The organism is Bradyrhizobium sp. NBAIM14, from assembly GCF_020193895.1.
GTDB classification, from domain to species: Bacteria; Pseudomonadota; Alphaproteobacteria; order Rhizobiales; family Xanthobacteraceae; genus Bradyrhizobium; species Bradyrhizobium yuanmingense.
In genome coordinates this window covers 134,146-159,402 of the sequence record NZ_JADYVQ010000017.1, presented here as the reverse complement: position 1 = coordinate 159,402, position 25,257 = coordinate 134,146, and the positions used below count along the sequence as shown (strand labels likewise).

General features: G+C 65.3%; 26 protein-coding genes. 14 read left to right on the top strand and 12 right to left on the bottom strand.

Translation table 11 applies throughout. The annotated features are described in order from the left end of the window. Positions 1–259 precede the first annotated feature (259 nt). The 8 genes from dnaK (at position 260) to I6F28_RS29655 (ending at position 7,530) form a co-directional block, all read left to right on the top strand. Positions 260–2,161, top strand: coding sequence for a molecular chaperone DnaK (dnaK, locus tag I6F28_RS29690; protein ID WP_036003245.1), 1,902 nt, complete (start codon positions 260–262; stop codon positions 2,159–2,161). 272 nt (positions 2,162–2,433) lie between these two features. Continuing rightward, the gene (gene dnaJ, locus I6F28_RS29685) at positions 2,434–3,570 is read left to right on the top strand and encodes a molecular chaperone DnaJ (RefSeq protein ID WP_225142479.1); all 1,137 of its coding nucleotides are present in this window, start codon (positions 2,434–2,436) and stop codon (positions 3,568–3,570) included. A gap of 88 nt (positions 3,571–3,658) precedes the next feature. Further along, a complete protein-coding gene (locus tag I6F28_RS29680) occupies positions 3,659–4,258 on the top strand; it encodes a class I SAM-dependent methyltransferase (protein ID WP_036003251.1) in 600 nt (199 codons plus the stop codon). Between the two features lie 55 nt (positions 4,259–4,313). Continuing rightward, positions 4,314–4,892: an NADPH-dependent FMN reductase gene (locus tag I6F28_RS29675; protein WP_225142477.1), complete on the top strand. Its 579-nt coding sequence runs from the start codon at positions 4,314–4,316 to the stop codon at positions 4,890–4,892. 6 nt (positions 4,893–4,898) lie between these two features. After that, positions 4,899–5,609, top strand: coding sequence for an orotidine-5'-phosphate decarboxylase (gene pyrF / locus I6F28_RS29670; RefSeq protein ID WP_036024347.1), 711 nt, complete (start codon positions 4,899–4,901; stop codon positions 5,607–5,609). Positions 5,610–5,635: 26 nt separating this feature from the next. Next, on the top strand, positions 5,636–5,947 hold the full coding sequence (locus I6F28_RS29665; RefSeq protein WP_036003256.1) for a DUF1330 domain-containing protein: 312 nt from the start codon (positions 5,636–5,638) through the stop codon (positions 5,945–5,947). Between the two features lie 117 nt (positions 5,948–6,064). Then, the gene (gene dapB, locus I6F28_RS29660) at positions 6,065–6,880 is read left to right on the top strand and encodes a 4-hydroxy-tetrahydrodipicolinate reductase (protein WP_225142475.1); all 816 of its coding nucleotides are present in this window, start codon (positions 6,065–6,067) and stop codon (positions 6,878–6,880) included. Between the two features lie 26 nt (positions 6,881–6,906). Beyond that, positions 6,907–7,530, top strand: coding sequence for a 2,3-bisphosphoglycerate-dependent phosphoglycerate mutase (locus tag I6F28_RS29655; RefSeq protein WP_036003261.1), 624 nt, complete (start codon positions 6,907–6,909; stop codon positions 7,528–7,530). 149 nt (positions 7,531–7,679) lie between these two features. Here the strand turns inward: I6F28_RS29655 and I6F28_RS29650 are convergent, their stop codons facing one another. Then, positions 7,680–8,576: a methylated-DNA--[protein]-cysteine S-methyltransferase gene (locus I6F28_RS29650; RefSeq protein WP_225142473.1), complete on the bottom strand. Its 897-nt coding sequence runs from the start codon at positions 8,574–8,576 to the stop codon at positions 7,680–7,682. 54 nt (positions 8,577–8,630) lie between these two features. Beyond that, entirely contained in the window at positions 8,631–9,164 is a 534-nt protein-coding gene (locus tag I6F28_RS29645; protein WP_109141919.1) for a DUF2244 domain-containing protein, read from the bottom strand. Between the two features lie 22 nt (positions 9,165–9,186). Between I6F28_RS29645 and nth the strand changes: the two genes are divergently transcribed. After that, positions 9,187–9,939 (top strand): endonuclease III, encoded by a 753-nt coding sequence (nth, locus tag I6F28_RS29640; RefSeq protein WP_225142471.1) that lies wholly within the window; start codon positions 9,187–9,189, stop codon positions 9,937–9,939. Positions 9,940–9,959: 20 nt separating this feature from the next. Here the strand turns inward: nth and I6F28_RS29635 are convergent, their stop codons facing one another. The 3 genes from I6F28_RS29635 to I6F28_RS29625 form a co-directional block, all read right to left on the bottom strand. Next, complete coding sequence (locus I6F28_RS29635) at positions 9,960–10,700, bottom strand: sulfate transporter family protein (RefSeq protein ID WP_036003292.1); 741 nt, start codon at positions 10,698–10,700, stop codon at positions 9,960–9,962. A gap of 137 nt (positions 10,701–10,837) precedes the next feature. Further along, positions 10,838–11,284, bottom strand: a complete 447-nt coding sequence (gene nikR, locus I6F28_RS29630) for a nickel-responsive transcriptional regulator NikR (protein WP_036003294.1) — start codon at positions 11,282–11,284, stop codon at positions 10,838–10,840. Positions 11,285–11,408: 124 nt separating this feature from the next. Continuing rightward, positions 11,409–13,859: a heavy metal translocating P-type ATPase gene (locus I6F28_RS29625; RefSeq protein ID WP_225142469.1), complete on the bottom strand. Its 2,451-nt coding sequence runs from the start codon at positions 13,857–13,859 to the stop codon at positions 11,409–11,411. A 63-nt stretch (positions 13,860–13,922) separates the two neighbouring features. On the opposite strand from I6F28_RS29625, the gene I6F28_RS29620 reads away from it, so the two are divergent. Then, a complete protein-coding gene (locus I6F28_RS29620; RefSeq protein ID WP_036003300.1) occupies positions 13,923–14,198 on the top strand; it encodes a metal-sensitive transcriptional regulator in 276 nt (91 codons plus the stop codon). Positions 14,199–14,350: 152 nt separating this feature from the next. On the opposite strand, the gene I6F28_RS29615 is transcribed toward I6F28_RS29620, so the two are convergent. Beyond that, complete coding sequence (locus I6F28_RS29615) at positions 14,351–15,316, bottom strand: YiiX/YebB-like N1pC/P60 family cysteine hydrolase (protein WP_225142467.1); 966 nt, start codon at positions 15,314–15,316, stop codon at positions 14,351–14,353. Positions 15,317–15,505: 189 nt separating this feature from the next. Between I6F28_RS29615 and I6F28_RS29610 the strand changes: the two genes are divergently transcribed. Continuing rightward, complete coding sequence (locus I6F28_RS29610) at positions 15,506–16,894, top strand: flavin monoamine oxidase family protein (protein ID WP_225142465.1); 1,389 nt, start codon at positions 15,506–15,508, stop codon at positions 16,892–16,894. Between the two features lie 190 nt (positions 16,895–17,084). Here I6F28_RS29610 and I6F28_RS29605 read toward each other — a convergent pair whose 3' ends face one another. From I6F28_RS29605 to rpmI, 5 genes are all read right to left on the bottom strand, one after another. Next, the gene (locus I6F28_RS29605) at positions 17,085–17,855 is read right to left on the bottom strand and encodes a sulfite exporter TauE/SafE family protein (RefSeq protein ID WP_225127997.1); all 771 of its coding nucleotides are present in this window, start codon (positions 17,853–17,855) and stop codon (positions 17,085–17,087) included. A 55-nt stretch (positions 17,856–17,910) separates the two neighbouring features. Then, on the bottom strand, positions 17,911–20,319 hold the full coding sequence (gene pheT / locus I6F28_RS29600; RefSeq protein WP_225142463.1) for a phenylalanine--tRNA ligase subunit beta: 2,409 nt from the start codon (positions 20,317–20,319) through the stop codon (positions 17,911–17,913). Further along, positions 20,316–21,398: a phenylalanine--tRNA ligase subunit alpha gene (pheS, locus tag I6F28_RS29595; RefSeq protein WP_225142461.1), complete on the bottom strand. Its 1,083-nt coding sequence runs from the start codon at positions 21,396–21,398 to the stop codon at positions 20,316–20,318. Before pheS ends, pheT begins: the two co-directional genes overlap by 4 nt. Positions 21,399–21,612: 214 nt before the next feature. Continuing rightward, positions 21,613–21,972: a 50S ribosomal protein L20 gene (gene rplT, locus I6F28_RS29590; protein WP_027550107.1), complete on the bottom strand. Its 360-nt coding sequence runs from the start codon at positions 21,970–21,972 to the stop codon at positions 21,613–21,615. An 80-nt stretch (positions 21,973–22,052) separates the two neighbouring features. Beyond that, on the bottom strand, positions 22,053–22,253 hold the full coding sequence (gene rpmI, locus I6F28_RS29585; protein ID WP_008539890.1) for a 50S ribosomal protein L35: 201 nt from the start codon (positions 22,251–22,253) through the stop codon (positions 22,053–22,055). 275 nt (positions 22,254–22,528) lie between these two features. On the opposite strand from rpmI, the gene I6F28_RS29580 reads away from it, so the two are divergent. Beyond that, entirely contained in the window at positions 22,529–22,924 is a 396-nt protein-coding gene (locus I6F28_RS29580; protein ID WP_225142459.1) for a hypothetical protein, read from the top strand. 67 nt (positions 22,925–22,991) lie between these two features. Here the strand turns inward: I6F28_RS29580 and infC are convergent, their stop codons facing one another. Then, a complete protein-coding gene (gene infC / locus I6F28_RS29575) occupies positions 22,992–23,531 on the bottom strand; it encodes a translation initiation factor IF-3 (RefSeq protein ID WP_074447655.1) in 540 nt (179 codons plus the stop codon). A 251-nt stretch (positions 23,532–23,782) separates the two neighbouring features. On the opposite strand from infC, the gene I6F28_RS29570 reads away from it, so the two are divergent. Continuing rightward, positions 23,783–24,571 (top strand): alpha/beta hydrolase, encoded by a 789-nt coding sequence (locus tag I6F28_RS29570; RefSeq protein ID WP_225142457.1) that lies wholly within the window; start codon positions 23,783–23,785, stop codon positions 24,569–24,571. A gap of 194 nt (positions 24,572–24,765) precedes the next feature. After that, positions 24,766–25,233 carry a nuclear transport factor 2 family protein gene (locus I6F28_RS29565; protein ID WP_036024382.1) on the top strand — a complete coding sequence of 156 codons (468 nt, stop codon included), beginning with the start codon at positions 24,766–24,768 and terminating at the stop codon, positions 25,231–25,233. Positions 25,234–25,257 lie beyond the last annotated feature (24 nt).

Below are 25,257 nucleotides of genomic sequence, written 5' to 3'. Positions count from 1 at the left end.
CCGGTCTCGTGGGTTTTTTTTTGTATAAAAAGGAAGCGTTAATAATTCCTCACCCGCAAGGGCGGTTGAGCCCGGATATCACCTTCCAAAACCCGATGTTTTAGCGGCAGAAACCTAGCTTCGGTCCTTGCGGGCCCCTCCCCCCCTCCTATATGAGCCTCAATCATCGCAATATCGCGGATGTTTGATCTTAGGGGGTTTCGGTTCGGGTGCCTCTTGGGCCCAGCCAACCTGCCGCAAAAAGAAGGATATCAGGACCATGGGAAAGGTCATTGGGATCGACCTCGGCACCACGAATTCGTGCGTCGCCGTGATGGATGGCAAGAACGCCAAAGTCATCGAGAATTCCGAAGGCATGCGCACGACGCCTTCGATCGTCGCCGTCACGGATGACGGTGAGCGCCTCGTCGGCCAGCCGGCCAAGCGCCAGGCCGTCACCAATCCCGAGCGCACCTTCTTCGCAGTGAAGCGCCTCATCGGCCGCCGCTACGACGACCCGATGGTCGAGAAGGACAAGAAGCTCGTTCCCTACAAGATCGTGAAGGCTTCCAACGGCGACGCCTGGGTCGAGGCCGACGGCCAGACCTACTCGCCCTCGCAGGTCTCGGCTTTCATCCTGCAGAAGATGAAGGAGACCGCGGAAGCCCATCTCGGCCAGAAGGTCGAGCAGGCCGTCATCACCGTTCCTGCCTACTTCAACGACGCCCAGCGCCAGGCGACCAAGGACGCCGGCAAGATCGCGGGCCTCGAAGTGTTGCGCATCATCAACGAGCCGACCGCGGCCGCGCTCGCCTATGGCCTCGACAAGACCAAGGCCGGCACCATCGCGGTATATGACCTCGGCGGCGGTACGTTCGATATCTCCATTCTCGAAATTGGCGACGGCGTGTTCGAGGTGAAGTCGACCAACGGCGATACCTTCCTCGGCGGTGAAGACTTCGACATGCGCCTCGTGGGTTATCTCGCCGACGAGTTCCAGAAGGAGCAGGGCATCAACCTGCGCAACGACAAGCTCGCGCTGCAGCGCCTGAAGGAAGCCGCTGAAAAGGCCAAGATCGAGCTGTCCTCGACGACGCAGACCGAGATCAACCTGCCCTTCATCACCGCGGACCAGACCGGCCCGAAGCATCTGACGATGAAGCTCACCCGCGCCAAGTTCGAGGCGCTGGTCGACGACCTCATCCAGAAGACCGTCGAGCCCTGCCGCAAGGCGCTGAAGGACGCCGGCGTCACCGCCGGTGAGATCGGCGAGGTCGTGCTGGTCGGCGGCATGTCGCGCATGCCGAAGGTCCAGGAAGTCGTGAAGCAGCTGTTCGGCAAGGAGCCGCACAAGGGTGTCAACCCGGACGAAGTCGTGGCGATCGGCGCTGCGATCCAGGCCGGCGTGCTCCAGGGCGACGTCAAGGACGTGCTGCTGCTCGACGTCACCCCGCTGTCGCTGGGTATCGAGACGCTGGGCGGCGTGTTCACCCGCATCATCGACCGCAACACCACGATCCCGACCAAGAAGAGCCAGGTGTTCTCGACGGCTGAAGACAACCAGAATGCCGTCACCATCCGCGTCTTCCAGGGCGAGCGTGAAATGGCAGCCGACAACAAGATGCTTGGCCAGTTCGACCTGATGGGCATTCCGCCGGCGCCGCGCGGCATGCCGCAGATCGAGGTGACCTTCGACATCGACGCCAACGGCATCGTCAACGTCTCGGCCAAGGACAAGGCCACGGGCAAGGAGCAGCAGATCCGCATCCAGGCCTCCGGCGGTCTGTCGGAAGCCGACATCGAGAAGATGGTCAAGGACGCCGAGGCCAATGCCGAGGCGGACAAGAAGCGCCGCGAGGCCGTCACCGCCAAGAACGAGGCGGATGGCCTGGTGCATTCGACCGAGAAGGCTTTGGCCGAGCACGGCTCGAAAGTTGCCGAGAGCGAGCGCCGCGCCATCGAGGATGCCGTCAGCGACCTCAAGGAAGCGTTGAAGGGCGACGATGCCGAGGCGATCAAGGCCAAGACCCAGACGCTGGCGCAGGCTTCGATGAAGCTCGGCGAGGCCATGTACAAGCAGCAGGCCGAGGCCGACGCCAAGAAGGATGCGGCCAAGGACGACGTCGTCGACGCGGAATTCACCGAGGTCGACGACGACAAGAACAACAAGAAGTCCGCTTAAGCCCCGAGAGGGTGACGATGCGGACGGCTTGGACCCCACACACGCTACCGGCCTCCTCCCGCGCGGGGGAGGCCGTCGTGTCGGGACGGACGGGCCAGGACTCCTTTCAAGGCTCCTTCAAAGTCGGCCCCGTTACGATCGATCAATTCCCAGCCGTTATTCTCAGCGCTGCCAGGCTGCCCTCTGCCGCACAGCCGAAGGGCGCTCATACCGCCGCATGTCAGCGTTGTTCCGCGCCAACTTGAATCGCGATTGGATAGACCGAGCCCATCATGTCCACGTCCACCAAGCGCTGCTATTACGAGACCCTCGAAGTCGAACGCGACGCCGACGAAGGCAAGCTGAAATCGTCGTTCCGCAAGCTGGCGATGAAATTTCATCCCGACCGCAACCCCGGGGATGAGACCAGCGAAGTCAAGTTCAAGGAAATCAACGAGGCTTACGAGGTCCTGAAGGACAAGGACAAGCGGGCCGCGTATGACCGTTACGGCCACGCCGCGTTCGAGCAGGGCGGCGGCTTCGGCGGTGGCGCCGGTTTCGGTGCCGGCTTCGCCTCCTCTTTCTCCGACATCTTCGAGGACCTGTTCGGCATGGCCGGGCAGCGCGGCCGCGGCGGCCGCGAGCGCGGCGCCGATCTGCGCTACAACATGGAAATCACCCTTGAGGAAGCCTTTGGCGGCAAGACCGCGCAGATCGAGATTCCTGTCTCGGTCACCTGCGAGGCCTGCTCGGGCATCGGTGCCAAGGCCGGCACCAAGCCGAAGACCTGTTCGACCTGCGGCGGCGCCGGCCGCGTGCGGCAGTCGCAGGGCTTCTTCACGCTGGAGCGGACCTGCCCGGGCTGTCAGGGCCGCGGTCAGATGATCGAGGACGCCTGCCCATCCTGCTCGGGACAAGGGCGGGTCACCCGCGAGCGGACGCTCTCGGTCAACATTCCCCAAGGCGTCGAGGACGGCACACGGATCAGGCTCGCCGGCGAGGGCGAGGCTGGCGTCCGCGGCGGGCCGCCCGGCGATCTCTACATCTTCCTGTCGCTGGCCCAGCACCAGTTCTTCCAGCGTGACGGCGCGGATCTGCATTGCCGCGTGCCGATCTCGATGGTGACCGCCGCGCTCGGCGGCGAATTCGAGGTGCCGACCATCGACAAGGGCAAGACCAAGGTGAAGGTGCCCGCCGGCACCCAGTCGGGCCGCCGATTCCGCATTGCATCAAAGGGCATGCCGGTGCTGCGGTCGCGCCAGATGGGCGACATGTACGTTCAGGTCATGGTCGAGACCCCGCAGAACCTCACCAGGAAGCAGCAGGAATTGCTGGCCGAGTTCGAAAAGCTCTCCTCCGGCAATACCCAGCCGGAAGCCGAGGGTTTCTTCGCCAAGGTCAAGGATTTCTTCGGCAATCGGGCGAACTGACGCGTCTTGACCGTATCGCCTCCGGCCTATACGTCTTTATGACCATTTTCTGACACGCCGCGGTCCTGCGGTTCCGTCCGGTCCCGACATGCCATTGCCATCGTCCGCGCGTGCGTTGAAGAAGCCTCGTCTCGATGACGAGGTGCGCTTTCTCAGGTCGTGGATCGAAAAGCCCTTGCACATGGGCGCGGTGATGCCGTCCGGCAAGCTGCTGGCGCGGACCATGGCTCATTATGTCGATCCCGATTCCGACGCACCGGTGGTCGAGCTCGGACCCGGCACCGGCGCCATCACGTCCGCGCTGATCGAGCGCGGGGTCGACCAGAAACGTCTCGTTCTCGTCGAATACAATCCCGGCTTCTGCGCGCTGCTGCGCGACCGCTACCCGCAAGCCAAGGTGGTGCAGGGCGATGCCTACCGCCTGCGCGACACGCTCTGGAATGTCTTGAGCGCGCCGGCCAGCGCGGTCGTGTCCGGCCTGCCGCTCGTCACCAAACCGATGCTGACGCGGCTGCGGCTCATCCGCGATGCCTTCACCGCGCTCGCGCCCGGTGCGCCCTTCATCCAGTTCACCTATGCGGTGGTGCCGCCGATCCCGAAATCGCTGTCCGGCGTGTCCACAGAGGCCTCGGAACGGATCTGGATGAACCTTCCGCCGGCCCGCGTCTGGGTGTATCGCAAGCATTAAATCCGCCGGCTCCTCCTTGCGCGGCGGGCTCGTTTCGCCGAATGCATGAGATTGGATGCCAGCCCCCAAGATCCTGATCATTCCCGGCTCGCTGCGCACCGGCTCGCACAATGCGAAGCTGGCGGCTGTGGCTGCTTACGAATTCGTCCAGGCCGGCGTCGACGTCACCCGCATCTCGCTCGCCGATTTTCCGCTGCCGATCTATGACGGCGATCTCCAGGCCAAATCGGGCGTGCCCAAGCACGCGATCAATCTGAAGCGCATGATCGGCACGCATCACGGTGTCCTCATCGTCTCGCCCGAATACAACGCCTCGGTGCCGCCGCTCCTGAAGAACGCGATCGACTGGGTCAGCCGCGTGCACGAGCTGCACGAGGCGCGCGGAGAGGTGTTCCGCAACCGGGTCTTCGCGCTTGCCGGCGCGTCCCAGAGCCGGTTAGGTGCCGCCCGCGCGCTGCAGGCGCTGCGGCTGATCCTCTCCGCCTGCCACGCCAACGTGATTGCCAGCCAGCTCACGCTCGCCTTTGCCGACCAGGCCTATGACGACAGGGACAGGCTGAAGAACGAGAGCGATATCGCCGCGCTGAAGCAGCTGGTGACGCAGTTGATCGACGTTTCCCAACGCATGATGTGAGGTGACATGACGCCAGCCGAGATCGCCCCGAAGGACCGCCTGATCGTTGCGCTCGATCTGCCGAGCGTTGATGCCGCGGAGGCGATGATCGCGAAGCTCGGCGACAGCGTCACGTTCTACAAGATCGGCTATCAACTCGCTTATGCCGGCGGCCTGCCGCTGATCGGCAAGCTCGCTGATGCGGGCAAGAAGGTGTTCGCCGATCTCAAGATGCACGATATCGGCAACACCGTGACGCGCGGCGTGGAGAGCGTCGCCAAGCTGGGCGCGACCTTCGTCACCGTGCACGCCTATCCGCAGACCATGAAGGGCGCCGTCGAAGGCCGCGGCAGCGCCAGCCTGAAGATCCTCGCCGTGACGGTGCTGACGTCCTACGACGACGACGATTTGCATGCGGCCGGTTATCGGCTCAGCGTGTCGGAGCTGGTCGAGGCGCGTGCGCAGCAGGCGCAGGTGCTCGGTGTCGATGGCCTCGTGTCCTCGCCGGAGGAGGTGGGTAGCCTGCGCAAGATCGTCGGCCACCAGATGAGCCTCGTCACCCCCGGCATTCGTCCGGCGGGCGCCGCCAGCGGCGACCAGAAGCGCATCATGACGCCTAGCCGTGCGATCGCCGCCGGCGCGGATTATCTGGTCGTCGGGCGCCCGGTTGTGGAAGCCGCCGATCCCAAGGCGGTCGCGGACACCATCCACGCCGAGATCGCGCAAGCGCTCGGCTAACCCACTAAACAACAGGGAGAAGAACAATGGCAAAAGGCTACTGGATCGGGCGTGTCGACGTCAGCAATGACGAGGGCTATAAGCCCTACGCCATCGCCAACGGCCCGATCTTCAAGAAATGGGGCGGCCGCTTCGTCGTCCGCGCCGGCAAGTTCACCGCCGTCGAAGGCGCCAGCCGCAACCGCAACGTCGTGATCGAATTCCCTGACTACGAGACCGCGCTCGCCTGCTACAACTCGCCGGAATACCAGGCCAACATCAAGGTGCGCCAGCCGCACTCGATCGCCGACCTCATCGTCATCGAAGGCTACGACGGCCCGCAGCCGCAGGACGGCTGAAGGCTCTCGTTCTTACCCTCCCGCTCCAGGGGAGGGTAAAGGCACGCGTCGCGCGCGTGGGCCTCGGTTGCCGGAACTGCCTCCCCCCGCTACAACGGCCTCGAAGAGGATCACACCATGTCCGACATGCGCTTGATTGTTGCGGGAGCCGGCGGCCGGATGGGCCGGGCGCTGGTGCGGGCGATTGCCGAAAGCGAGGGCGCCGTGCTGGCGGGCGCGTTGGAGGCGCCGGGCTCCGAGCTGCTCGGCAAGGATGCCGGCGTGCTCGCCGGCCTGCCCGCCAACGGCATCAAGCTCTCCGCCGATCTCTGGGCGATGTGCAAGGAGGCCGACGGCATCCTCGATTTCACGGTGCCTGCGGCGACCATCGCCAACGTTGCGATCGCCGCCGAGCGCGGCCTCGTGCACGTCGTCGGCACGACCGGCCTGTCCGGCTCGGACAATGCCGTGATCAAGAGCGTCACCAATCGCGCCGTGGTGGTGCAGTCGGGCAATATGAGTCTCGGCGTCAATCTGCTCGCCGCCGTGGTCAAGCGCGTTGCCAAGGCGCTCGACCAGAGTTTTGATATCGAGATCGTCGAGACCCATCACCGCATGAAGGTCGATGCACCCTCGGGCACCGCGCTGATGCTGGGGCAGGCCGCAGCGAGCGGCCGCGGTGTTACTCTCGATGACCATTCCGAGCGTGGCCGTGACGGCATCACCGGCGCGCGCCGGCCGGGCAATATCGGCTTCGCCTCCTTGCGTGGCGGCACCGTGGCCGGCGACCACAGCGTCACCTTCCTCGGCCCGTTCGAGCGCCTGACGCTGTCGCATCAGGCCGAGGACCGCATGCTGTTCGCCCATGGTGCGCTCAAGGCGGCGCTGTGGGCGCACGGCAAGAAGCCGGGGCACTACACCATGGCCGACGTGCTCGGCCTCGACGATATCTGATCCAATCAAGCAACGGAAAGCAGTCAATGAGCGAACGCCTTCTCGTGCTCGTGCGCCACGGCCAGAGCGAATGGAATCTGAAAAACCTGTTCACGGGCTGGAAGGACCCTGACCTCACCGAGCTCGGCGTGAAGGAAGCCAAAGAAGCCGGCCGCAAGCTGAAGGCACAGGGCCTGGTGTTCGACGTCGCCTACACCTCGGTGCTGACGCGCGCGCAGCACACGCTCGATCTCATCCTCGCTGAGCTCGGCCAGGAGGGTCTGCCGACTTCGAAGGACCTCGCGCTCAACGAGCGCGACTACGGTGATCTCTCCGGTCTCAACAAGGACGACGCCCGCAAGAAATGGGGCGAGGAGCAGGTGCTGATCTGGCGCCGCTCCTACGACGTGCCGCCGCCCGGCGGCGAAAGCCTGAAGGACACGCTCGCGCGCGCGTTGCCGTACTACGTGCAGGAGATCCTGCCCGGTGTGCTCAACGGCAAGCGCACGCTGGTTGCCGCCCACGGCAACTCGCTGCGCGCGCTGATCATGGTGCTGGAGAAGCTCTCGCCCGAAGGCATTTTGAAGCGCGAGCTCGCCACCGGCGTGCCGATCATCTACCGCCTCAACGCGGATTCGACCGTGGCCTCGAAGCTGGATCTGGCGGGGTAGACTTTGCCGCAAGCGCGGTGCCGTAGGGTGGGTTAGACGGCGACTGCGCAAAGCGCAGTCGCTGGCGTAACCCACCACTTCTGTTCTGCGGAAACCAGAGAGGTGGGTTACGCTGCGCACCCACCCTACGAAATCCTACTGCATCTTGCCTACTGCAGCCCAAGCCGCCCGGCCTCCCAGCCCAGCATCGCCTGCTTGCGGGTGATGCCCCAATGATAGCCGGTGAGCGTGCCGCTCTTGCCGAGCGCGCGGTGGCAGGGCACGACGAACGAGACCGGGTTCTTGCCGACCGCAGCACCGACGGCGCGTGAAGCCTTGGGATTCCTGATGTTGCAGGCGATGTCGGAATAGGACACTGCGCGGCCCATCGGAATCTTCAAGAGCGTCTCCCACACTCGCACTTCGAAATCGGTGCCGATCAGCACCACGCGCAGCGGCTGATCCGGCCGCCACAATTTTGGATCGAAGATGCGCGCGGCGAGCGGCGCGGTGCCTTCGTGATCTTCCACATAGGTGGCGTTCGGCCATCGCCGCGTCATGTCGGCGAGCGCGATCTTCTCCTCGCCGTGATCGGCGAAGGCGAGGCCCGACAGGCCGCGATCGGTGGCGATCACGATCGCGGTGCCGAACGGCGAGGAATGGAAGCCGTAGCGCAGGGTGAGGCCGGCACCGCCGTTCTTCCATTCGCCCGGCGACATCGCTTCATGGGTGACGAAGAGGTCGTGCAGCCGGCCCGGCCCGGACAGGCCGGAGTCGAGCGCCGCGTCAAGGATGCTGGCGGAATCCCTGAGCAGGTTCTTGGCGTGGTCGAGGGTGAGTGCCTGCATGAAAGCCTTCGGCGTGATCGAAGCCCAGCGGCGGAACAGATGGTGCAGCTCATCCGGCGTGACGCCAGCGGCATCCGCCATCGCCTCGATGGTCGGTTGCGCGCGCCAGTTCGCCGAGATGAAGGCGATCGCCCGCCGCACCGAATCATAGTCGCGCAACGCGGCGTTCTGGGTGCCCGGCCTGGCCAGGCGCTGGTCATGTATCGCAAGGGTCATCATGACCGGAAATGTAGGGGAGGCGCTGGCGCGAAACCACCCGATTTCCGACTGTGCTCAGGTCGCCGGATGATAGGTCGGACCGCGCCGCGCGGCGTTGAGAGCCCCCACCAAGGCATTGTAAAAGCTGGCCTTTTCTGCCGGCCCGAGAAAGCCCGCGATGAGCAGGCGGCGGCCGCGGGAGATCAGATAAAGGTGCTCGATGCCGTATTCCTCATCGACCTCCTGGTCGAGCCGGACCCAGAGCGGATTGAAGGTCCATTCGGAAACCTGGCCACGATGGCTGACGCGCCGCACCCGCAATTCCGACGGCGTCACCACGATTTCCTCGCTGGCCCGTGCGGCGCGAAAATTGACCTTGAAGGCCCACCAGATCACGAGCACGTCGAGACCGAAGAAGCCGAACACCGGCCAGGCGCCCATCATCAGGAAAGCGAGGCCCGTGACGAAGCCGACGGCGCTCAGGAACAGCATCACGGCGAGAAAGCCGGTGCGGTTCAGCGAGCGGTGCGGCGTCAGCAGCGCGGAGAAGATCTGAGGCTCATCCTCGCTCTCGGATCGCGACCGCGCTATTTCGTTGCCTGTGCTCATCGTCCATCAGTATATCCCGATCATGGCGAAAATCACCCGCAAGCCGGTCCCGCGCAAAGCGGCGGTGCCGAAGAGAACGGCAAGACCGGTCGCGACCAAGCCGAAAGCGCCCGCGAAGAAATCACTCAAAGCCACAAAGCCGTGGACGCCGGCCGAGGTCCACGAGGTCTTCAGCCGCTTCCGCAAGGCCAATCCGGAGCCCAAGGGCGAGCTCGAGCACGTCAACCCGTTCACGCTGCTGGTCGCGGTGGTGCTGTCGGCACAGGCGACCGATGCCGGCGTCAACAAGGCGACGCGTGCGCTGTTCGAGGTTGCCGACACCCCGCAGAAGATGCTCGATCTCGGCGAGGAGCGCTTGCGCGACTACATCAAGACGATCGGCCTCTACCGCACCAAGGCCAGGAACGTGATCGCGCTGTCGGCCAAGCTGCTCAGTGAATTCGGCGGCGAGGTGCCGCGCACGCGGGCCGAGATCGAGTCGTTGCCCGGCGCAGGTCGCAAGACCGCCAACGACGTGCTCAACATGGCCTTCGGCGAGCACACGATGGCAGTCGACACCCACGTCTTCCGCGTCGGCAATCGCACGGGCCTAGCGCCCGGCAAGACGCCGCTCGAGGTCGAGCTCGGCCTCGAAAAAGTGATCCCGGCCGAGTTCATGCTGCACGCGCATCATTGGCTGATCCTGCACGGCCGTTATACGTGCCTCGCGCGCAAGCCACGCTGCGACGTCTGCCTGGTCAACGATCTCTGTCGCTGGCCGGAGAAGACGGTGTGAGGCAACGCCGCCCCGGGCCGCTATCGCACCTGCCGCGCCGGCTCGATCAGCTCGGGCCGCGGGCCTGACAGGCGCTTGTGCATGTGGACCATGAAGGCCATGCCGAAGATCGGTGTCGCCAGGTTCACGATCGGAATCGAGACGAAGGCGGCGATGAACAGGCCGGCGGTGAAGACCGTCGCGGCATTGTCGCGCCGCATCGCCTTGGCTTCCTCCGGCGGGCGGAAGCGCATCGCGGCGAGCTCGAAATATTCACGGCCAAGCAGCCAGGCGGCGGCGAGGAAGAAGATCAGGAAACCGGCGCCGGCGAACAGCACCAGCGGCAGAGCGGCGAGATAGACCAGGATGGCCACGAGCGCGGTCTTGATGCCCTCGAGCATCGCCCGGCTGAACGGCAGTGCCGCGCCCGGCCGCTCGGCCGGATAATGCTCGCGCTCGACGATGTCGGCGACGTCGTCGACGAACAGGCTCGCCACCAGCGAGGTGATCGCCGGCATCAGGAAGATGCCGCCGAACACGACGCCGAGACCCGTCGCGATCGAGACGATCCAGGAGAGAACCTCGATCGAAGAATGCCAGCCCGGCCCGAGCAGGCCTTCCAGCCACACCTCGCCGGAGGTCGCAAACCAGCTGAGCAGCCGCTGCAAGCCGATCGCCAGCACGGTGATCAGCACCAGCGCAAGCCCGATCGACCGCCACAGGATCGAGCGCATCGGCGGCGAGATCAATTGCGACAGCGCCTTAATGGCGGCATCCAGCATTGGGGACCCTCTGAGGTAGACACTGCGCGAGAGGTAGACACCGGATGCGGCTTCGGCAAGGGCGGTGGGCCGTCTCTCCTTGTCGGTGAAGGTGGCGCGATTTCTTCTTTACCCTCCCCTGGAGGGTAAGATTCAGCCTAGTCGTGTCTATGCCCGTGCTTGCGCGCCTTCGCCGGCTTGCCATCCCCGGTCGGGATCATCACCACGCGGCCGTAGCGCACGCCGCGTTCGGCGATGATGTGGTCGGCGAAATGTCTGACTTCGGAGGCAGCGCCGCGCAACGCCGTCATCTCCATGCAATTGTTGTCGTCGAGGTGAACATGCAGCGTCGCCAGCGCGAGGTCGTGGTGGCCGTGGAATTCCTGCACCAGCCGTTTCGACAGATCGCGCGCCGCGTGGTCATAGACGTAGACGAGGCCGGCGACGCATTGGCCAGTTTGCGCGGTGTCCTCGGCGCTCTGCTGCAGGCCGGCGCGCGCGAGGTCGCGGATGATCTCGGAGCGGTTCTGGTAACCGCGCGCTTCGGCCGCGGCGTCGATCTCCGCCAGGAGATCGTCCTCGATCGTGATGGTAATCCGCTGCATCAGATGCTCCCGCTTATGTCCTCTGAACCGTAGCCCGGATGGAGCGAAGCGCAATCCGGGACGGTGCAATATGCGGCAGGACCCCCGGATTTCGCTTACGCTCCATCCGGGCTACACAGCGTCCTTACAGCCGCGTCGCACGCAGCCGCAGCGCGTTGCCGACCACGCTCACCGAGGACAGCGCCATCGCCGCCGCGGCGATGATCGGGGAGAGCAGCAGACCGAACGCCGGATAGAGAACGCCGGCGGCGATCGGAATCCCGGCGGCGTTGTAGACGAAGGCGAAGAACAGGTTCTGCCGGATGTTGCTCATCGTCGCCTGCGACAGTTTTCGCGCGCGGACGATGCCGACGAGGTCGCCCTTGAGCAGCGTCACGCCGGCGCTCTCCATCGCCACGTCGGTGCCGGTGCCCATGGCGATGCCGACCTCGGCCGCCGCCAGCGCCGGGGCGTCGTTGACGCCGTCGCCGGCCATGGCGACGCTGCGGCCGGCCTTCTGCAGCTTGGTCACCACCGCGCTCTTCTGGTCGGGCAGCACTTCGGCCTCGACCTCGGCAATGCCGAGCCGGCGCGCCACGGCCTCGGCCGTGGTGCGGTTGTCTCCGGTCAGCATGATCACCTTGATGCCTTCCGCCGCGAGCGCCTTCAGCGCCTCCGGCGTCGAGGCCTTGACCGGATCTGCGATCGCAAACAGGCCGGCAAGCCGGCCGTCGACGGCCATGTTGATCACGGTGGCGCCGTCACCGCGCAGCCGCTCGGCTTCGGCGGCAAGCGAATGGGTGTCGACGCCGATCGACGACAGATATCTGGCATTGCCGAGCACGATGGTCTTGCCGTCGACCTTGCCCGTCGCGCCCTTGCCCGTCGGCGAGTCGAACTGCTCGACCTGGCCGAGGGTGAGCTGCTTTTCCTTGGCCGCGCGCACGATGGCGTCGGCCAGCGGATGCTCGCTGGCGCGCTCGACGGTGGCCGCCAGCCGGAGGATGTCTTCTTCCGCGAAGCCGGACGCCGGCGCGATCGTCACCACCTTGGGCTTGCCTTCGGTCAGCGTGCCGGTCTTGTCGACCACCAGCGTGTCGATCTTCTCCATCCGCTCCAGCGCTTCGGCGTTCTTGATCAGCACGCCGCCTTGCGCGCCGCGGCCGACGCCGACCATGATCGACATCGGGGTGGCCAAGCCCAGCGCACAGGGACAGGCGATGATCAGCACGCTGACCGCGGCGACGAGGCCGAAGGCGAGCCGCGGCTCCGGTCCGAACCAGGCCCAGGCGACAAAGGCCGCGACGGCGATGACGATCACCAGCGGCACGAACCAGCCGGAGACCTGATCGGCCAGGCGCTGGATCGGCGCGCGCGAGCGCTGCGCATCCGCGACCATCTGCACGATCTGCGACAGCAGCGTCTCGCGCCCGACCTTGTCGGCGCGCATGATGAAGCTGCCGGACTGGTTCAGCGTGCCGGCGATGACTTTTGCGCCAGCCTCCTTGGAGACCGGCATGGATTCGCCCGTCACCAGCGATTCATCGAGCGACGAGCGGCCTTCGAGGATGACGCCGTCGACCGGCACCTTCTCGCCGGGACGGACGCGCAGGCGATCGCCGGCGTGCAGCGTGTCGATCTCGACCTCGTGCTCGCTGCCGTCGGCGTCGACGCGGCGCGCGGTCTTCGGCGCGAGCTGCAGCAGCGCCTTGATCGCGCCCGAGGTCGCATCGCGGGCGCGCAGCTCGAGCACCTGGCCGAGCAGCACCAGGACGGTGATGACGGCGGCCGCCTCGAAATAGACTGCGACCGCGCCCTCATGGCCGCGGAAGGTGGCGGGGAAGATCTGCGGCGTGACCGTGCCGAGCACGCTGTAGACATAGGCAACGCCCGTACCCATCGCGATCAGCGTGAACATGTTGAGATTGCGCGTCAGCAGCGATTGCCAGCCGCGAACGAAGAACGGCCAGCCGGCCCACAGCACCACGGGCGTTGCAAAGACGAGCTGGATCCAATTCGACACGGTCGGATCGATCCAGCTGTGGGGGCCTGCGAGATGGCCGCCCATCTCCAGCGCGATCGGCGGCAGGGACAGCACGCCGCCGATCCAGAACCGCCGCGTCATGTCGGCGAGCTCGGGATTGGGGCCGGTCTCAAGGCTTGCGACCTCAGGCTCCAGCGCCATGCCGCAGATCGGGCACGTGCCCGGACCGACTTGGCGGATCTGCGGGTGCATGGGACAGGTGTAGATCGTGCCCGCGGGCATCTCCGGTTCGGGCGCCTTGTCATTGGCAAGATACTTGGCGGGATCGGCGGCGAACTTGGTGCGGCAGCCGGCGGAGCAGAAATGGAATGTCTCGCCGCGATGTGTGATGCGATGCTTCGAGGTCGCGAGATCGACCATCATGCCGCAGACGGGATCTTTGACCTTGGTTGCGGCGTCGCCGTGGTGATGGTCGTGGCCGGCATGATCGCCGTGGCCGCCGCAGCACGAGGAAGCCTCGGGTTTCGCCGCCGGCGCTGCAGCTTTCGTGGAACAGCCGCATCCGGAATGCGTTGCCGCGCTGTGACGATGCTCGTGCTCGTTGTTGTTCATTGCCATGTTCCGGCCTTTGCGCTTGCTCTTGAAACCTATACCCGGTAGGGGTATATAGACCCCATGCGCAAAGACATCAAGGCATCCGTCGGAAAACGCCTCGGCCGGATCGAGGGCCAGGTTCGTGGCCTCTCGAGAATGGTAGAGGAAGACCGCTACTGCATCGACATCGTGACGCAAATCGCGGCGGTGCGCGCCGCGTTGCGCCGGGTCGAGGAAGAGGTTTTGAAGGATCACGTCGCCCATTGCGTCGAGCACGCCATCGCGAGCGGCGACAAGGCCGACCAGCGCGCCAAGATCGCGGAGCTGATGGCGGTGATCGGACGGGCGGATCGGTAGCGCGCGCGCTCTCCACCGTCATTGCTTCGCTGCGCTCGTGGCGAAGTCTCGTAGGTGGGCAAAGCGGAGCGCGCCCACTATCGGCCACTGATCGCGGAAGAACGTGGGCACGGCGCCTCGCGCCTCTGCCCACCGTACGAGATCGTGCGAACCTAAGCCGTCTTCTCCCGCGCCCGCGCGCGATACATCGCGAGCTCGCTCAGATGCACGAAGTGCTCGGAGAACGTTGCGCTCGTTCCCGCAGGCGGCGCGCTCACTTCTTGAGCCGGAATTTCAACCGACGTCGCTTTGTCAGCCGCTTCAGGAACGAGGGGCGGCGCCACGAGCGCTTCTGGAAACACACTGAATGAGCCCGCCACCTCCTCGAGCGGCTTCTGCTTGTCTGCCCAGTGCAAGGCGGTGTAGTCGAACCCGTGCACGATGGTGGGTTTGACGACTTCGAAATAGGGCGAGATATCGAAGTCGCGGGGCATGTAGAGCGAGGAATCGCGGATGTGCAGGATCTCGCGCCGTGCGGCGCGGCTGCCGGCCTTGGTGATCTTCGGCAGGATCGGGTAGCGCACGGCGTCGAAGGCCTGCGCGATCAGGGCCGAGCAGATGATCTTGGTCGGGTCGCCCGAGCCGATCGCGATCATGCGTCGGCGCCAGCGCTGCGGTATCGGCAGCGGGAACAGATAGCGCATGAGGTCGACGATGTTCTTGGTGTCGTAGCCGAAGCCGATGCGGTTGATCGCATAGCGGCACACCGTGGTGCGATCCTCATAGGACAGCCCGACCGGACGGCAGACGCGGGTATGATAGGGGAAATATTTCGACAGCGGCGCCGAGGTGACGCCCTCGCCGATATTGGCCTCGATCAGAACATGCGGCTCGCCATTGGGCTCCTCTGCCCCATCGATCGGACCGACATAGAGCGCGGCGTGCGACCAAGTCGACTGCGTCAGGTATTTGATGATGCCGGAGATGCGGTTGTTGCCCTCGACCAGCAGCACGTCGCCGGGCTCGATGATGCCGCGCAGATGCTCGGGGTCGCTCGGCGTGAACGGCTCATAGCCCGGCACCTCCTTTGAGAGGTACGCGGCAATCACCTTGCCGACAGAATCCAGGACCGTCCCCATCTCAACCCCCCACGGCCTTTTCCGGCCGTCTTTTTCCCTTCTCTATCATGGTCGAAACGTGTTGCAATTCGGTTCATCACTCTGTGAGATCAAGCATGGTTGATTCACCATCCTGGTTGCTGCGCAACATTGGATACGGCAAGGTTCGCGGGCTGTTCACGTTCGCCGCAAGTCCCCGGAAACCATGACATGACAATCACGCGCCGCGGCTTTCTTTCGGCGTCGGCGGCCCTTGCGGCGATGCCGGTGCTGCGCGCATCGGCCGCGCCCCTGCCGCGCGAGGCTGACATCGTCGTGATTGGCGCGGGGGCGGCGGGAATTGCCGCGGCGCGGCGCATCATCGCGACGGGCCGCAAGGTCATCGTGGTGGAGGCGGCCGCGCAGGTCGGCGGCCGCTGCATCACCGACAGCACCACCTTCGACACGCCGTTCGACCGGGGCGCGCGCTGGATGTACAATCCCGACACCAACCCGATGATCCGGCTGGCGCGCAGTGCCGGGCTGGACGTGCTGCCGGCGCCCTCGGGCCAGAAGATGCGCATCGGCCGCCGCAATGCCCGCGCGGGCGAGACCGAGCAGTTCCTGGCCGCCCTAGTGCGCGCCAACCGCGCCATCGACGAGGCCGGGCGGGGCAAGCTCGACACCTCCTGCGCATCGGTGATGCCGAAGGATCTCGGCGACTGGGCCGGCGCGGCCGAGTTCATGCTGGGCGCGAGCTTTGCCGGCAAGGACCTGAAGGAGCTCTCCGCGATCGACAAGGGACGCGCGCAGGACCGCAACGCGGCGATCGCCTGCCGGCAGGGTTTGGGCACACTGATCGCTAGGCTCGCCGAGCAGGCGCCGGTGGCGCTGTCGACGCCGGCGAGCCGCATCGCCTGGAGCAATCGCGACGTCAGCATCGAGACGCAAGCCGGCAAGATCGCGGCGCGCGCCGCCATCGTCACGGTCTCGACCAATGTGCTGACATCGGGCGCGATCAAGTTCGCGCCCGACATTCCCAAGCGGACGCTGGATGCGGCATCGAAGCTCAGCCTCGGTAGCTACGATCGCATCGTGCTGCAGCTGCCGGGCAATCCGCTCGGCCTGTCGCGCGACGATATCCTGGTCGAGCAGAGCAATTCGACCCGCACGGCGCTGATGTTCGCCAATATCGGCGGCTCCTCGCTGTGCTCGATCGATGTCGGCGGCTCGTTCGGCCGCGATCTCGCCGAGCAGGGCGAGAAGGCGATGGTGGCTTTCGCCAGGGAATGGATCACGAAGCTGTTCGGCAGCGAGGCCGCTTCCGTGGTGCAGAAGACCAGCGCCACGCGCTGGAACGCCTCGCCTTACGTCATGGGCGCGATGTCGGCAGCCTCGCCGGGCGGCCAGCTGTCGCGAAGGACCCTGGCCGAGCCGATCGGCAATGTGTTCCTCGCCGGCGAAGCCACGCACGAGACGCTCTGGGGCACCGTCGACGGCGCCTGGGAAAGCGGCGAACGCGCCGCCGATGCAGCCCTGCGCAAGATCGGCGCGCTGAAGGACGAGCCGGCCGACGTGCCGACCCAGTCGACGAAGAAGCGGCGCGTGCCGAAGCAGTAAGACGATCAAGCCGCGATAAATTCCACTGTCGTCCGGACAGGCGCAGCGAAGCGGAGCGCAGATTCGGGGCCCATACTCACAGGGAGTGGTTTGGCGAAGACTCGGAGTTGCCACCTTGCCCCATAACCACTCCCCGGGGTTATGGGTCCCGGGCTCGCGCTACGCGCGCCCCGGGACGACAGCGGAGATGTTATCGCAGCACGCCATCCAGCACCGGCAATCCAAAGATCACCGCCATCGCAATCAGCGCGTAGCAGATGCCGCGAAACACCCTCTCGCTGGCGCGGCCGAACAATGAGCTGCCGAACGCAACGCCAACCGCATAGACCGGGCCGACGATCAGCGACAGCACCAGCGATTCGCGGCTGATCAGGCCGGTCGTCGCGTAGCTGACCATCGAGAAGAAATCCGAGGCGCCGAAGAACAGCACGATATTGGCGCGCGCGACCATCGGCGCGATCGGGCGGCCGAGCCAGTAGCCGACGATCGGCGGGCCGCCGGTTTGCGCGAGCCCGCTGCAGAAGCCGGAGAGGCCGCCGATGCCCACCGACAGCCAGGCATGGTCCTTGCCGCGATAGCGCCAGCCCGACAGCAGCAGAAGGAGCAGCGCCGCTACGAAGCAGGAGATGATCCAGCGCGTGGTAACGGGTTCGAGCACGCTGAGGAAATAGGTGCCGATGGGTACGCCGATCAGCGCGCCCAGCACTATCACGGCCGTGGCCTTGCGATCGGCCTTCCGCCATGCATCCGGCAGCAGCGGCGCGGCTGCGACGAAATCGATCACCAGCAGTAGCGCAGCAACGAGCCGCGGCGCCGCGATGCTGCTCGCCAGCGGCATGAAGATCAGCGCCGAACCGAAGCCGGAGAAGCCGCGCGCGGTGCCCGAAATGAAAGCGACGGCGCAGAGCGCCGCCGCAATCGTGAGGCTGACGTCCTTCGGAAGGAAGTCAGCGAACGTCATGCTCTATGACCCTCGAGCATGACGTCGTCCGAAAACCGCTTCACACTTTTCGGCGTCATGCTCGCAAGACGCCGCCGGTCTTCTTCGTGACCTCGGCCACGATCTTCGTTGCGACGGCCTCGATCTCCTGATCGGTCAGGGTTTTCTCGCGCGGCTGAAGCGTGACCGCGATCGCGATCGACTTCTTGCCGTCATCGATGCCCTTGCCTTCGTAGATATCGAAGACATTGACGCCGGTGATCAGCTTCTTGTCGACGCCTTGTGCGGCACGCACGATGTCGCCGGCCTTCGCGCTGCGGTCGACAATGAAAGCGAAGTCGCGCGTAACCGGCTGGAACGCCGAGAGCTCGATCAAGGGTTTTGCGCGCGTCGGCTTCTTCTTCGCCTCGGGGATGCGGTCGAGGATCACCTCGAACACGATCAGCGGCCCGTCGGCGCCGAGCGCCTCGAGCGCCCTGGGGTGCACTTCGCCGAAATATCCGAGCCCGTTCTGCGGTCCGATCTGGATCGTACCGGAGCGGCCCGGATGCAGCCAGCCGGGACCACCCGCCACGATCTGCAGCGCCTGCATCGGCGCGCCGGCGGCCGCCAGCACCGCCAGCGCATCGGCCTTGGCGTCGAACACGTCGGCCTGCGCCGAGCCGGTCCAGTGCCGGCCGAGCCCTTCGGACGAAGCAAGGCCGCGGCGCACGCCACTCGCCGCCATGAACTGGTCCTGCGGGCGATCGCCCTTGAACACCTGGCCGACCTCGAACAGCGCGACATCGCCGAAGCCGCGATCGGCATTGGCCTGCGCCGCCGCGATCAGGCCGGCCAGCAGGGTCGGGCGCATGTCGGAGAGATCCGAGGCGATCGGGTTGGCAACCTCGAGCTCGCGCTGTCCGCCGCCGAACAATTCGGCCGCAGGCTTGGCGATGAACGACCAGGTCACGGCTTCGACCATGCCGCGGCTCGCGAGCGCGCGCCGCGCGCGGCGGTTGCGCAGCTGCAGCGGCGTCAGCACCGGCTTGCGCGGCTCGTCGCCGCGCTCGAACGGCGTCATCGGCACCTTGTCGACGCCGAAGATGCGGACGATCTCCTCGACGATGTCGGCCTTGCCGTGCACGTCGGAGCGCCACGAGGGCACTGCGACCTTTACCACCGGGCCGGGACCCGCCATCATGAAGCCGAGATGGGTCAGGATGCGCTTCATCTCGACCTGCGGCACCTCGATGCCGGAGAGGCGCTTCACTTCCGTGACCGGGAAGTCGATCATGTGGTCGTCGGCGAATGATCTGCCGACCACGATCGTTTCGGACGGCGTGCCGCCGCACATCTCCATCACCAGCTTGGTCGCGAGCTCGATGCCGGGCACCATGAAGGCCGGATCGACGCCGCGTTCGAAGCGGTAGCGCGCGTCCGAATTGATGCCGAGCTTGCGACCGGTCTGGGCGATGTTGATCTCGTTCCACAGCGCCGATTCGATCAGCACGTCTGTGGTGTTCTCGTCGCAGCCCGATGCTTCGCCGCCCATGATGCCGGCGAGCGATTCGACGCCGTGCTCGTCCGCGATCACGCAAATGGCGGGATCGAGATTGTAGGTGCGGCCGTCGAGCGCCAGCAGGCTCTCGCCCTCGCGCGCGCGGCGCACGACGAGATTGCCCTTCACCTTCTTGGCGTCGAACACGTGCAGCGGGCGTGCGCGGTCGTAGGTCACAAAATTGGTGATGTCGACCAGCGCGTTGATCGGACGCAGGCCGATCGCGGTCAGCCGCTTCTGCAGCCATTCCGGTGACGGCCCATTCTTGACCCCGCGCACGAGACGGAGCGCAAAGCCCGGGCACAGCGTGGCATCCTCGACCGTCACCTTCACGGGACAGGGGAATTCGCCCTTGACCGGCTTGATGGTGGGATCCTTGAACTTGCCCATGTCGGCGGCGGCGAGATCGCGCGCGATGCCGTGCACGCCGGTGCAGTCCTGCCGGTTCGGCGTCAGATTGATCTCGATGACGGGATCCCCGAGGCCGGCCCATTCGGCATAGGCCGCACCAATGGGCGCGTCCGCCGGCAATTCCATGATGCCGTCATGATCATTGGAGATCTGCAGCTCGGCCGCCGAGCACAGCATGCCGCGGCTCTCGACGCCGCGGATGGTGCCGACACCGAGCGTGATATCCTTGCCGGGAATGTAGGTGCCGGGCGGCGAGAACACGCTGACGAGCCCGGCGCGCGCATTCGGCGCGCCGCACACCACCTGCACCGGCGCACCACCGTCGCCGGTGTCGACCATGCAGACGCGCAGGCGATCCGCATTCGGATGCTGCTCGGCCGAGATCACCTTCGCAATGGTGAACGGCTTCAGCGCCTTCGCCTTGTCCTCGATGTTCTCGACCTCGAGCCCGATCATGGTGAGCTTGTCGGCGAGCTTTTCCAGCGGCTCGTCAGTGTCGAGATGATCCTTCAGCCAGGAGAGGGTGAATTTCACGAGCTCAGCCCTCCGGCAAGCGTTGGCACTTCGAGCGGCTTGAAGCCATAGTGGCTCAGCCAGCGGACGTCGCTGTCGAACAGCTGGCGCAAATCGGCGATGCCGTATTTCAGCATGGCGATGCGGTCGATGCCCATGCCCCAGGCGAAGCCCTGGTACTCGTCGGGATCGATGCCGCAGGCGCGCAGCACGTTCGGATGCACCATGCCGCAGCCGAGAATCTCGAGCCAATCCTCGCCCTCGCCGAAGCGGATCTCGCCCCTGTCGCGGCGGCACTGGATATCGACTTCGAGCGAAGGCTCGGTGAACGGGAAGAACGAGGGCCGGAAGCGCATGTTGATGTGGTCGACCTCGAAGAACGCCTTGCAGAACTCGTGCAGGATCCATTTGAGATGGCCGAGATGCGAGCTCTTGTCGATGACGAGGCCCTCGACCTGGTGGAATTGCGGCGTGTGGGTCGCGTCCGAATCGATGCGATAGGTGCGGCCCGGGCAGATCACGCGGATCGGCGGCTTCTGGCTCAGCATGGTGCGCACCTGCACCGGCGAGGTGTGGGTCCGCAGCAGCATGCGCGAGCCGTCCTGCTTCGGATGGAAGAAGAACGTGTCGTGCATTTCGCGCGCCGGATGGCCTTCCGGGAAATTCAGCTTGGTGAAGTTGTAATCGTCGGTCTCGATGTCGGGGCCTTCGGCCACCGAGAATCCCATGTCGGCGAAGATGGTGGTGAGCTCGTCCCAGACCTGGCTCAGCGGATGGATGCGGCCGGCCTCAGCCGGCGCATCGCGCAGCGGCAGGGTCACGTCGACGGTCTCGGACGCCAGCCGCGCATCGAGCCCCGCCGACTTCAGCACGTCGCGCCGTACCGCGAGCGCCTGGCTGACTTCGTCCTTGGCCTGGTTGATCGCCGCGCCTTGCGTCTTGCGCTCGTCCGGCGACATCTTGCCGAGCGTGGCGAGCAGCGCCGAGATCGAGCCCTTCTTGCCGAGGGCTGCAACACGCACGGCCTCGAGCGCGGCCTCGTCGGCAGCGGCGGCGATGTCGGCGATGATCTGGGCTTGGAGCTGGGCAAGATCGGTCATGGCAATCCCTTTTGGCCAGGATGCTGAGCCGATGATCCTAGCCCGTCACGCCCGGCCAAAAGCGCGAAGCGCATCTTCGCGTTAGATTCGCCGGGCATCCACGTCGGAGAAGTGTATGCGCGAGAGATGACGGCCGGGGCGATGAACGCGCGACACGCGCCTCTGCCCGGGCCATCACAAGCTGAACGCTGCGCAAGTCGCGCAGTGGGGCGGCTTACGCCGCCAGCGCGGCTTTGGCCTTCTCGGCGATCGCTTGGAACGCGGCGGGCTCGCGGATCGCGAGATCCGACAGCACCTTGCGGTCCACGGTGATGCCCGACTTGGCAAGGCCGTCGATAAATCGGCTGTAGGTCAGGCCGAACGGACGGACCGCGGCGTTGAGGCGCTGGATCCAGAGCGCGCGGAAGGTGCGCTTGCGACGCTTGCGGTCGCGGAAGGCGTATTGCTGGGCCTTCTCCACGGCCGGCTTGGCGGCGCGGATGGTGTTCTTGCGGCGGCCATAGAAGCCCTTGGCGGCCTTGTAGACTTTCTTGTGCTTGGCGTGGGCGGTCACACCGCGTTTGACGCGAGACATGACGAAATCCTTCAGAGATGACTTTGGTTATCGGATCGCCGCGGGATGCGCGGCAGAGGTGGCAATGATCGTGGACCCGATCAGGCGTTCGGCAAGAAGTACTTCTTGACGTTGTCGCCGTCGGTCTTGAACAGCACGCGGGTGCCGCGGAGCTGACGGATCTGCTTCTTCGTCCGCTTGATCATGCCGTGACGCTTGCCGCGCTGGGCGTGCATCACTTTGCCGGTGGCAGTCACCTTGAAGCGCTTTTTAGCGCCCGATTTGGTCTTCAGCTTGGGCATTTGGCTCTCCTAATGGCCACAGAGATCCGCCCGCGAAGGCGGCTGGACCGTCAAAAATGCTCGTTAGAGCGTTGATTGTGCTCAAGTTTTGCGAACAGGCGCGAAACCCGCACGAGACACCGCCACGGCAGCCCGTAAATCAGCCGGGCGGTGAAGGCTGGGCTTATGACAGAGGAGAGGCCAATTGGCAACGATGAACCGCCGCAACCTGCCCGCCGACTATTGAACGCTGCCACCCCTCATGTCCAAGCTTTCTCGCCTGAAGCAGGTCCAAAATGGCTCATTTCCCGCAACTTCTGATTTCATTCGCCCGCCCGCGCCCTCTGGCGCTGTTCGCCGTGCTCGCCGCGGCTGCGCTGCCACAGGTGGCTGACGCCCGCGCCGGCGGCTATGACGGCATCTGGAACGTCACCTTCGCCACCACCCGCGGCAATTGCACCTCGGGCTACAGCGTTCCCTTCACCGTGACCGGCACCCGCGTCTCCTCCGCCGGCGGCGGCCGGGTCTCGGGCCGGGTCAACCGTTCCGGCGCTGTCGCCGTGCAGGTCTCGGTCGGCGCCTCCCACGCCAGTGGCGGCGGCCGGCTTGCCGGCGTGAACGGCGCCGGGTCGTGGAAGGGAATTATCTCCGGCGACCAGTGCAGCGGAACCTGGCAGGCGACGAGGACCTGACACACAAAACGGCCCGCCGGGGATCCGGACGGGCCGTTGAATTCTCGAGGTCCTAAAGCGTTGCGCGTCAGCGCGGCGCCAGCACCATTACGACCTGGCGACCTTCGAACCGCGCGTCCTGCTCGACCTTGGCGAGCTCGGCGACGTCGGTCTTGATCTTGTCGAGCAGCTTGGTGCCGATCTCCTGGTGCGCCATTTCGCGGCCGCGATAGCGCAGCGTGATCTTGACCTTGTCGCCCTCTTCGAAGAAGCGCTGCATCGCGCGCATCTTCACGTCGTAATCGTGGTCGTCGATCATCGGACGGAGCTTGATCTCCTTGATCTCGACGGTCTTCTGCCGTTTGCGGGCTTCCGCGGCTTTCTTCTGAGCGGAATACTTATACTTCCCGTAGTCCATGATCTTGCAGACGGGAGGGCTGGTATTCGGCGAAATCTCGACCAGATCCATCCCGACTTCCTGCGCCATGCGGATGGCGACGACGGTCTCGACCGTACCTTTGTTGTCACCGGTCTGGTCGATCAGCTGGATCTGCGCATTGCGGATATCATCATTGATGCGCGGCCCGTCTTTGCTGGCAGCGGGCGGAGCTTTATTAGGACGGCGAATGGGTGGTTCTCCAAAGTTGTGAAAGAAGCGGCTATTTTGAAGGAAGATGCGTTTGCCGGCAAGCAAGTCGCTGGTGCGAGGCGCGAAAAACCCTCAAATGCGAGGCATTTTGGTCACGGCCCTCGGCACGCTGACCGACATAGACACCTTGCCTCTGTTCCGCAAGCGTCCCAAAGGACCAATACCGATGCCGGTCGTACTTTCGGAACAGGTCCGGACAGCTCAAACCGCACAGCCAGAGTAAACGTTCCATGACCGATGCAATTCCCGATGCCGTGCTTGAGTTCATCGAGGTGGGCGAGGGGCCGTCCGCACGCAGAATCGCGGTGCGCCGCCGTCCCGGAAAAGGCCCCGGCTTGGTCTGGCTGGGCGGATTCAAGTCGGACATGCAGGGCGGCAAGGCCGTGGCGCTGGATGCCTGGGCCCACGAGCACGGCCGCGCAATCGTCCGGTTCGATTATTCCGGCCACGGCGAATCCAGCGGCGATTTCGCCATTGGGACGATCGGCAGCTGGCTCGAGGATAGCGTTGCGGTGTTCGAACGCTTCTGCGACGGCCCGCAAATCCTGATCGGCTCGTCGATGGGCGGCTGGATGGCGCTGCTGCTCGCCCGCGAGATCAGGAAGCGTGCCGGCAAAGCGTCGCTTGCAGGGCTCGTGCTGATCGCGCCGGCGCCCGATTTCACCGAAGAGCTGATGTGGAAGAATTTTTCGCCCGCAGTGAAGAAGGAAATCGAGACCAAGGGTTTCTGGCTGCGCCCGTCGGAATATGGCGACGGCTCGCCCTATCCGATCACGCGGAACCTGATCGAGGAGGGACGCAATCACCTCGTGCTGGGCAGCGCCATCGATCTCGGCTGCCCCGTCCGCATCCTGCAAGGCGCGAAGGACCCTGATGTGCCCTGGCAGCACGCGTTTGCGCTGACTCATCGCCTGCCGGCCGACGACGTCGTGCTGACCATGATCCAGGACGGCGATCACCGCCTCTCCCGCCCGCAGGACATCGCGCGCATTCTTGCGGCGGTGGCTGAGATCGGGTGATGTGTCATCTTCCTTCTCCCCTTGCGGGAGAAGGTGGCTTCGCGAAGCGAAGTCGGATGAGGGGTTCTCTCCACGGGCCCGAATGAGAGTTGGACTCGCGGAAGCAACCCCTCACCCGAACGAAATGCGCGTCAACGAGCGGAGCTGGCCTCTCCCGCAAGGGGAGAGGGCATAACAACTGGGAGGCAACGCCAATGACCACCACCGCCATGCTGCGCGCCTTCTGCGATGCCGTCGAGCAGCGCAACGGCGAAGCCTTCGCCCAGCTGTTCACCGAGGACGGCGTCTATCACGATGTCTTCTACGGCGCCTTCGCCGGCCGCGCGAAGATCGCCGCGATGATCGACGACTGGTTCTACCGCACGGCGACCGATTTCCGCTGGGACATGCATGATCCCGTCACCGACGGCACCACGCTCTATGCGCGCTACACCTTCAGCTATAGATCGACCCTGCCGGAAGCAAACGGCGCGCGGGCGATGTTCGAGGGCGTTGCGATCATGACGCTGAAGGGCGGCAGGATCGCGAGCTATCACGAGGTCGCCAACACCGCGCCGGCGTTCGTCGATTTGAACTTCGCCCCGGAGCGGATCGCGAAGATCGTCGCCAAGCAGGGTGCCGAACTGAAGGCGCGGCCGGAGATGCAGCGGCATTTGGACTAGGTCGTCATTCCGGGGCGCGCGAAG